Here is an 8617-nt window from a genome sequence, read left to right as displayed (position 1 = left end):
TTCCGCTCCAATCAACATAGTGCCAAAAGAGTTCAGGTTATAATTTTTGTTAATAATTATCTTCTTTATACTCAATCGTCACATTCTCCTGATGTCCTTTGGAGAGTAGTTTATCTTTTTTACGGTTTTCTTTGGATTGAAAAATTATGTCGAAATCATAATCATCAGGGTATAGTTCTTTTGCTGCGATATATAACGTGATTCTCTTGTGGTTGATTGTTTGCTTTTCCCCTTTTATTTGCACGGCATAGTTTCCTAGAGGGTCCGGACCTGTAAAGATAATCCCAAACTCATTTGCAGGTGAAATTTTCACATTGTCTCCCAGTTGGAAGAGAGGGATTTTTACCTCCATTTTCGTTCTTCTGGTCACCTCCTTATACTTATTAATTATCACCTGTTTTTCCAATTCCTTTAGCTTCCAGACATCTGTTACATCTGTTGTATATTGCTTTTCTTCTTTATAGGTGATGGTATGAGCCCTTTCAAGAATTCTCGGATGTATTCCCAGTTTTAACGCAATTGCAAATGCCTGACTCTCTCCTCCTCTTCCAATGTGTAAACGATAGGTCGGACTTAAGCTGGTTAAATCAAACTCCATCGATCCATTAATAAATCCAGGATGTGTTTGAGCAAAAACTTTAATTTCACTGTAATGGGTTGTTGCCAGGATCGTTGCCCCCTTTTCATACAAAGTTTCTAAAATAGCTGTAGCAAGCCCCATTCCTTCACCAGGGTCGGTGCCCGAACCTAATTCATCTAATAAAACTAAGGTGCGATGCTGGGTTTCTTTTAAAATTTCAATAATATTAACTATCCGTGAGCTAAACGTACTTAAATTTTCAGTAATACTTTGCCCATCCCCAATATCGACTAGAATGCGCTCAAATATATTCAGACTACTTTCTGGTGCAGCCGGAATATGAAGACCACATTGGACCATTAAGGTTAAGAGACCCACCGTTTTAATCGTTACAGTTTTCCCGCCTGTATTTGGTCCGGTAATGACTAATGCATGCTGTTCATTACTTAAAGTAAAGGAAAGAGGGACAGCTTTTTCCCCTAAAAGAGGGTGTTTTGCAGAAATTAAATTCAACTCACCAGATTCGTTTATACTTACCTTTGAGCCATTGATCGAGCGTCCATACTTTGCTTTTGCAAATAAAAAATCGTAATGAACCATCGTTTCAATCGCAATACGAATTTGCTGCTCCTTTTCTTCAACCAATCCCGTTAAATAATTTAAAACCCTTTGAACTTCGACCTCTTCATCTCCGAATAACCAATTTAATTGATCTTGAAACATCGCAATCTCTTCAGGTTCTATAAAAAGTGTTGAACCAGAAGCAGAAGTATCTAAGACCACTCCCTTTATTTTGTTCCGATATTCTTTTTTAATAGGGATCACATAGCGGCCATTTCGCTGACTGACTACATTCTCCTGTAAATAATTTTTATATTTATTGGAGCGAATCAACTGAAGTGTTTTTTCTTTTAGCCTTTCCTCTTGAATCGCTATTTGTTTCCTCAATTTTAATAACTCTTTACTAGCATAATCATCAACGCGGCCATTTCGGATACAGCGGATAACCTCACTTGCAAGATCGGGCAATTCATCAATACCATCAACATATGAAGATACTCTTGGTGCATAATATACTTTATCCTTCATATATCTGCGCATCTTCCCACAGCAATCCAAAAAATCATAAAGCTTAGCCAGCTGGTCAGCCCTTAGTGCAACTCCTTTATTCATGTTATTTAACAATGCATCCATCCCATCCAAACCATGAACAGGAACACTAGCACTCTTTTTTAAGATCTCAACAGCCTCAGACACTTCTTCAAGCCACGCTTCAATTTGCTTCAAATTAGTCGATGGTGTCAGGCACTCGATTTTTTCCTTCCCTTCTTTCGTTAAGGCAAAATTTGCAATGGTCTCTTTGATTTGCTGAAATTCCAACGTATTAAAAGTATGTGAATTCACTTTGTTAACCTCCTAAATATTTGACTATATTAATCATTGTTGATATTGACACTATGTTGATTGGAGCGGAAGGCGCGAAGACTCCTGCGGGAGTACGGGGACGCCCGCGGAAAGCGAAGCGACAGGAACGGAAATCAACAGCCTAGATGAACTGAGATAAAAATAAAAATAGCCGCAATGAACAATGTCATTGCGGCTACATGAAATAAACTCATTCCATCCTCCATACAAAATATTTACCAAAAATAAAAACTGTCTACACGGATGTACACAGCTACATTGGTAAAGATGTATGCTAATGATGCCCATTGTTCTTAACTCCATTCCCAAACATAATTAAATAAGCCTTCATTCAAGAAAAAATTGAAAAAGGTTTTAGGAATGAACATATCCAATTGATTGGATTAGTTAAGAACGACACCTAACATAAAACATACTCCTTTAAACACCTAAGTTTTTAGAAAAGTTTAATTCTTATCAAGAATATAATAAATGGGAACACTTGTCAATTTCTTCACTTTATAGAATATGCAAATAAAATCCATTGTTCCACTATAGTAAGAATGGAATGATATAAGGAATGACAAACGATATTAACAATGCTGCGATGCCCATGGCGGCGCCGGCAACGGCTCCCTGGATTTCCCCTTCTCTGACAGCTTCAGCCGTACCAATGCCATGAGCGATTGTTCCGATTGATAAGCCACGTGCAAACGGGTGATCGATTTTAAAAAGATTCAAGAGCCTTGGTCCAAACATTGCGCCAATCATTCCAGTAATTATTACAAAAGCAGCGATGAGAGAAACATTACCCTTAATTATTTTACCAACTTCCGTTGCAACCGGAACAGTTACTGACTTAATCGTTAATGGCAGTAGTAACATATTTGAAAGAAAGAAGCATTTAGCAATAATGAGGGCGGATAAAATCGTTGTAATCGTCCCTATTAATAACCCTGCACATGCCGCTGACAAATATTGAGCTAATAAGGTCCGATTCTTATAAATCGGGACGGCTAATGCAACCGTTGCAGGTCCAAGCAAATATGTCATAATCTTTTTAGCAGGCGTATATTCATAATATGTAATATGTGAACCTACTAACAGGACAATAACAATTAATGTGCTTAAAAATACAGGGCTGGTAAGGGGCGATGAATATCTTTGCCCAAATTTCCGTGAAAATATATAGACAGTAATCGTTAGAAAAATACTATACACTGTGATCATGATATTTCACTTTTACCTTTTCTTTTTTCATTATTACAGATTGTGTTGCTTTCCCCGCCGATATGAGTCCAATAAAGGCACTAATAATCAAGACAATTAAAATGAGGATTCCCTTATTTAGAAAGATAGGTCCCAATGTCATTAAGCCAACTGCGATTGGTATGAAGAAAAAGCTTAAATGCTTTAATAGCCATGTTGATGCCAAGTCTATTTGTTCCACTTTGATAACACGGGTCCAGAGTAGAATTAACAAGAGAAGAATACCAATTACATTTCCAGGAACTTGTAAATGAAAAAAACGTACCATTAGACTGCCCGTTTGATAAATTACAATTAAAGTGGCAATTTGAAAAGAAAAAGTTAACACTTTTTTCACTATACTCCCTCCTTTTCTATTAAATATTTAAATATTCCAAAAATACAATCAATAATACTACAGTATAATGGAACAGCATTTTAAATGCACGAAATTTTGTTCACAAATTATCCATGTCTTTTTTCAGCTAACTTCTTTATCTTAAATGTAGGAGGGATACATATGAAAAAGATCTATTTAATTTGCGGTCTTGCTGTGTTTATCGGTATTGCAGCAGGAATTTCTTTCTTTCTCATTCGCGATGCAAATGCTAAAATACCTGCAGAAGTTACATTGATAGACCAAAATGGTGATTCCTATAACTTTGGTAAGGATAAAACCAAATTAAAACTGGTTGAGTTTATCTATACCCATTGCCCTGATATTTGTCCAACCACAACACAAAAGATGATTGACTTGAAAAAAGATTTTGAGAAGGTTGGCGTTTTTGGGAAGGATATTGAGTTTTTGACAATTACCATCGATCCTTATCGTGATACACCCGAGATATTATCAGACTATATGCAAGGATTCGAGATTCAAAATAATGAGGATTGGTTATTCCTAACAGGAGATAAACAAAACATTAAAAGAGACCGGGCAGAGATCAAAAAAGTGACCGATGCCATGCAGTTTCAGTTTAAAGATCCTGGCAACGGACAATTCGTACATTCCACTTTTACCTTTTTGATCGATGAAAACAATAAATTTATTGACAAGTTTCCAATGGGAGAAGACTTTGACAAACAAGAAGTCTACGATCAAGTAATGGATGAATTAGAGTAACAAAAAAGCGATTAGTCCGTTTGGATTAATCGCTTTTTATTTCCTAGATTTTGTCCCTTGCTAATGTTTGTTATTTAATTTACAGAAGAAGGGTAATTTTTTATTTTCTGCAGAGACAAGAGGTAATTGGATTTTGGTTTGGTTAAGCTCGCTTTAATACCAGCCTTTTTTAACTTGTTAACAAGTTCAGTTAGTTGATTTTTTGTCATCCATCTCACACCTTCTTTTACTTGCTTCTTTACCCCAATTCTACAACAAAAATATGAATAAAGTGTGAAATCGGAAAAATTTTTTTAGAAAATTTTTCTTATAAACTTTTTATTGACGAAAAGAATTCGCTCTTCTTCTGTTTTAATGGTATAATCAGTAGATATTTTGTTTTGGAGGATGTTTTAAATATGATTACTGTAAGTAACGTAGGTTTAAGATATGGAGACCGAAAATTATTTGAAGATGTAAACATTAAATTTACACCTGGTAACTGCTACGGACTAATAGGTGCTAATGGAGCGGGAAAATCAACCTTTTTAAAAATTCTATCTGGTGAAATTGAAGCACAATCTGGAACTGTTCAACTCGGACCTAACGAACGGATGGCTGTGTTAAAACAAAACCATTTCGAATATGAAGAGTATGAAGTATTAAAGACAGTTATTATGGGTCATACGCGCCTGTATGAAGTCATGCAGGAAAAAGACGCAATCTATATGAAGGAAAACTTCACAGATGAAGATGGTATGAAAGCTGCTGAACTAGAAGGCGAATTCGCTGAATTAAACGGCTGGGAAGCAGAACCAGAAGCAGCAATTCTTTTAAAGGGTCTTGGAATCGGTGAAGATTTACATTATAAAACAATGGCGGAATTAACAGGCTCGGAAAAAGTGAAAGTGTTGCTCGCACAGGCGTTATTCGGCAGACCAGACGTGTTACTACTGGATGAGCCAACGAACCACTTAGACATCAAGGCAATCCAATGGTTAGAGGATTTCTTAATTAACTTTGAAAATACCGTAATTGTTGTCTCCCACGATCGTCACTTTTTAAATAAGGTATGTACACATATCGCCGATCTTGATTTTGGTAAAATTCAAATCTATGTGGGTAACTACGATTTTTGGTATGAATCAAGCCAATTAGCTACAAGGTTAACTTCAGACGCTAACAAAAAGAAGGAAGAAAAAATTAAGGAATTACAGGCCTTTATTGCACGATTTAGTGCGAATGCTTCGAAATCAAAGCAGGCTACGTCTCGGAAGAAGTTACTTGATAAAATTACTCTTGATGATATTAGACCTTCTTCTCGTCGTTATCCATTTGTTGGGTTTTCACCGGACCGTGAAATTGGGAATGATTTGTTACGTGTTGAAGGTTTAACAAAAACGATTGATGGTGTAAAGATCCTAGATAACATTAACTTTATTGTTAATAAGGGAGATAAAATTGCCCTTGTTGGAACAAATGAACTAGCAAAAACAACACTTTTTAAAATTCTAATGGGTGAAATGGAAGCAGACAGTGGTACCTATAAATGGGGAATTACCACTTCACAAGCTTATTTCCCTAAGGATAACTCCGAGTATTTTGAAAACAGCGACTTAAATCTAGTTGATTGGCTTCGTCAATTCTCACCTAAAGATGACAGCGAAAGCTTTTTACGTGGATTTTTAGGCAGAATGCTTTTCTCTGGTGAAGAGGTTCTTAAAAAGGCAAGTGTCCTTTCCGGAGGAGAAAAGGTTCGCTGCATGCTTTCTAAAATGATGTTAAATGGTGCGAATGTTCTTTTATTAGATGAACCAACAAACCATTTAGACTTAGAATCAATCACTGCGTTGAATAACGGATTAATTAATTTTAAGGGTTCATTGCTCTTCGCTTCCCATGACCATCAGTTTATTCAAACCATTGCCAATCGAATTTTTGAATTAACTCCAAATGGCTTAATGGATAAACAAATGAGCTATGATGAATATTTAGAAAATGATGAAATACAGAAACAAGTGGCTGAAATGTATAAATAGTTATTTGGACAAAAGGGGCACCTCGTTTGAGGTGACCCTTTTTCATTAGCTTCTCTTCTGTTTTCTTCTTGATGAAGGTTCTGTTCTAGAACCTGTCTCAGTTGTTGTTGTTCCTTGTCCTTCCACTTGCGGGGAAGCCAAGCCTATTGTTGATGGATCCTTTTTACGTTTTCCCATGTTTGTACACCTCCCCTATTAGTTTTTGGAGGATTAATGCTAGTTATTCCGAATAATTCAGATAAAGTGAGGCAAGATAATCTAGAAGAGGAGGTGTTTTGTATGGCAAAAATTGGTGTAGAACAATCTCTTACACAAGTTCAACAAGCCCTACGTGAAAAGGGACATGATGTAGTTGAATTAAAGCAGGAGTCGGACGCCCAGAATTGCGATTGTTGTGTTGTTACAGGACTAGATTCCAACGTAATGGGTATGCAGGATACCAGTACAAAGGGTTCAGTGATTGACGCAAACGGTCTATCCGCTGACGAAGTATGTCAACAAGTAGAAAGCAGACTACAATAATCAATCCAAACTCAAAGACTAAAGGATACACTTTAGTCTTTTTTTGTTTTCATCTTTTATCTATAATGAATATGAAGTAGATGTTTGAAAGGACGTATCGCATGAATAAAAAGATTTTGGGATGCTTAATTAGCTTGGTTTTAATCTGTCTTCCCGCATGTTCAACAAATAAGACCAATAAGGAAGCAAATCAGCCAAAAAAAGTGGAAATTACCATTTCTGCAGCAGCAAGCCTAAATGAGGCCTTGAACGAAATTAAGACCAATTTTCAAAAAACAAATCAACATATTTCCCTTCTTTATAATTTTGGTGGATCGGGTGCACTAAAACAACAAATTGTGCAAGGGGCCCCTGTTGATATATTCATCTCAGCATCTAAAGATCACATTAATGAATTAACTAAAAAAGGGTTAATAGATTACAAGAATCAAAAAGATTTACTGAGCAATCAATTAGTATTAATCACAAATAAACGGCAGCCAGCACCATTAGAAACTTTCGATGACTTGGAAAACAAAGGAATTAAGAAAATTGCAATTGGAACACCTGCCACTGTACCAGCTGGGATGTATGCAAAACAAACATTAGAATCCCTCGATATTTGGGAAGCGATGAACGCAAAGATCATTCAAACAAAAGATGTCCGGCAGGTCCTTACCTATGTGGAGACAAACAGTGTCGATGCAGGAATTGTCTATATGACAGATATTAAGGTTACTGATAAAGTAAAGATTGTTGCTATCGCGAAGGAACAAACACATGACCCAATTATTTATTCTGCTGGTATCATTAAGTCATCTGCTCAAAAGAAAGAGGTTTCCTTATTTTATGATTATTTACATAGTGCAACAGCAAAAGATATTTTTGAAAAATACGGTTTTCAGGTATTGGATTGATTCTTCAGATGCAAAGTGAATTTTGGCCTCCAATTTTATTGTCATTAAAAGTGGCCACCATCTCTGTTGTTTTGGTTTTTGTTTCTGGGATATTATTTGCCAGATTGTTATCAAAAGGCCAATTTAAAGGAAAAATGCTCGTTGAAATTTTTCTTTTGCTTCCTATTGTATTGCCTCCCACGGTGATTGGATTTTTACTCATATTCTTTTTTGGCGGCAATAGTCCAATAGGTTCTTTAATTGAACAACTGTTTTCTAATTCGATCATGTTTACCCCATTGGCAGCTGTTATTGCCTCAAGCATTGTCGCCTTCCCTTTAATGTATCAAACGGTGAAAATTGGGTTCCAATCTGTTGATAACGGAATTGAAGAAGCCGCAAGAGTTGATGGTGCAAACGAATGGAGGGTATTCTTCCTTGTTACCCTGCCATTATCTTCACGTTCAATTATTTCTGGTCTTATTCTAAGTTTTGCTAGAGCCTTAGGGGAATTTGGTGCCACGTTCATGTTTGCTGGAAACATCCCCGGAAAAACACAAACTGCACCCACTGCCATTTACATTGCAATGGAATCGGGAAATATGAATTTAGCCTGGTTACTAGTCCTATCGATGATTTTTCTTTCTGCATTAATGCTATTTGCAACAAATATTACACAAAAATAAGCCATGATAAGGTCTTACTTATCATGGCTTTTCATATTTCTAAAATTTCTTAGTGAATTTATTTCTTAAACCAATAATAATCCCGCCTAATGCAATAATTATAACACCATATATGAGATTAATATTGGATAACTGCTTTTCTTGTTGTTGTTGTTTTTTAT

9 protein-coding genes are annotated in these 8617 nt (G+C 36.1%); 5 read left to right on the top strand and 4 right to left on the bottom strand.

Going from position 1 to position 8617, the window contains the following annotated elements; translation table 11 throughout:
• Window positions 1-49: 49 nt before the first annotated feature.
• The 3 genes from V7659_RS22655 to V7659_RS22645 form a co-directional block, all read right to left on the bottom strand.
• Window positions 50-1984 carry an endonuclease MutS2 gene (locus V7659_RS22655; protein ID WP_335542445.1) on the bottom strand — a complete coding sequence of 645 codons (1935 nt, stop codon included), beginning with the start codon at window positions 1982-1984 and terminating at the stop codon, window positions 50-52.
• A gap of 552 nt (window positions 1985-2536) precedes the next feature.
• A complete protein-coding gene (locus V7659_RS22650) occupies window positions 2537-3214 on the bottom strand; it encodes an LrgB family protein (RefSeq protein ID WP_335542444.1) in 678 nt (225 codons plus the stop codon).
• Window positions 3198-3590 carry a CidA/LrgA family protein gene (locus V7659_RS22645; protein ID WP_335542443.1) on the bottom strand — a complete coding sequence of 131 codons (393 nt, stop codon included), beginning with the start codon at window positions 3588-3590 and terminating at the stop codon, window positions 3198-3200. Before V7659_RS22645 ends, V7659_RS22650 begins: the two co-directional genes overlap by 17 nt.
• Window positions 3591-3752: 162 nt before the next feature.
• Between V7659_RS22645 and V7659_RS22640 the strand changes: the two genes are divergently transcribed.
• Both V7659_RS22640 and V7659_RS22635 read left to right on the top strand, forming a co-directional pair.
• The gene (locus V7659_RS22640) at window positions 3753-4355 is read left to right on the top strand and encodes an SCO family protein (RefSeq protein ID WP_335542442.1); all 603 of its coding nucleotides are present in this window, start codon (window positions 3753-3755) and stop codon (window positions 4353-4355) included.
• A 398-nt stretch (window positions 4356-4753) separates the two neighbouring features.
• Entirely contained in the window at window positions 4754-6373 is a 1620-nt protein-coding gene (locus tag V7659_RS22635; protein WP_335542441.1) for an ABC-F family ATP-binding cassette domain-containing protein, read from the top strand.
• 45 nt (window positions 6374-6418) lie between these two features.
• On the opposite strand, the gene V7659_RS22630 is transcribed toward V7659_RS22635, so the two are convergent.
• Complete coding sequence (locus V7659_RS22630; protein WP_144547146.1) at window positions 6419-6550, bottom strand: YuzL family protein; 132 nt, start codon at window positions 6548-6550, stop codon at window positions 6419-6421.
• Window positions 6551-6652: 102 nt separating this feature from the next.
• On the opposite strand from V7659_RS22630, the gene V7659_RS22625 reads away from it, so the two are divergent.
• The 3 genes from V7659_RS22625 (at window position 6653) to modB (ending at window position 8456) form a co-directional block, all read left to right on the top strand.
• Window positions 6653-6895, top strand: a complete 243-nt coding sequence (locus V7659_RS22625) for a YkuS family protein (protein ID WP_283879554.1) — start codon at window positions 6653-6655, stop codon at window positions 6893-6895.
• Window positions 6896-6996: 101 nt separating this feature from the next.
• A complete protein-coding gene (gene modA / locus V7659_RS22620; protein ID WP_335542440.1) occupies window positions 6997-7791 on the top strand; it encodes a molybdate ABC transporter substrate-binding protein in 795 nt (264 codons plus the stop codon).
• A gap of 8 nt (window positions 7792-7799) precedes the next feature.
• Window positions 7800-8456 (top strand): molybdate ABC transporter permease subunit, encoded by a 657-nt coding sequence (gene modB / locus V7659_RS22615; RefSeq protein ID WP_335542439.1) that lies wholly within the window; start codon window positions 7800-7802, stop codon window positions 8454-8456.
• Window positions 8457-8617 lie beyond the last annotated feature (161 nt).

Origin of the sequence: Neobacillus drentensis (genome assembly GCF_036966985.1) — a bacterium.
GTDB classification, from domain to species: Bacteria; Bacillota; Bacilli; order Bacillales; family Cytobacillaceae; genus Neobacillus; species Neobacillus drentensis_E.
The sequence above is the reverse complement of the archived record's forward strand: the minus strand, read 5'-3'. Positions and strand labels throughout refer to the sequence as shown.

What these genes read in the sequence shown, in the direction of transcription:
- V7659_RS22625 (WP_283879554.1), top strand. Translation starts at nt 6,653, where the DNA reads ATGGCAAAAATTGGTGTAGAACAATCTCTTACACAAGTTCAACAAGCC.
- modA (WP_335542440.1), top strand. Translation starts at nt 6,997, where the DNA reads ATGAATAAAAAGATTTTGGGATGCTTAATTAGCTTGGTTTTAATCTGT.
- V7659_RS22635 (WP_335542441.1), top strand. Translation starts at nt 4,754, where the DNA reads ATGATTACTGTAAGTAACGTAGGTTTAAGATATGGAGACCGAAAATTA.
- V7659_RS22630 (WP_144547146.1), bottom strand. Translation starts at nt 6,550, where the DNA reads ATGGGAAAACGTAAAAAGGATCCATCAACAATAGGCTTGGCTTCCCCG.
- modB (WP_335542439.1), top strand. Translation starts at nt 7,800, where the DNA reads ATGCAAAGTGAATTTTGGCCTCCAATTTTATTGTCATTAAAAGTGGCC.
- V7659_RS22640 (WP_335542442.1), top strand. Translation starts at nt 3,753, where the DNA reads ATGAAAAAGATCTATTTAATTTGCGGTCTTGCTGTGTTTATCGGTATT.
- V7659_RS22650 (WP_335542444.1), bottom strand. Translation starts at nt 3,214, where the DNA reads ATGATCACAGTGTATAGTATTTTTCTAACGATTACTGTCTATATATTT.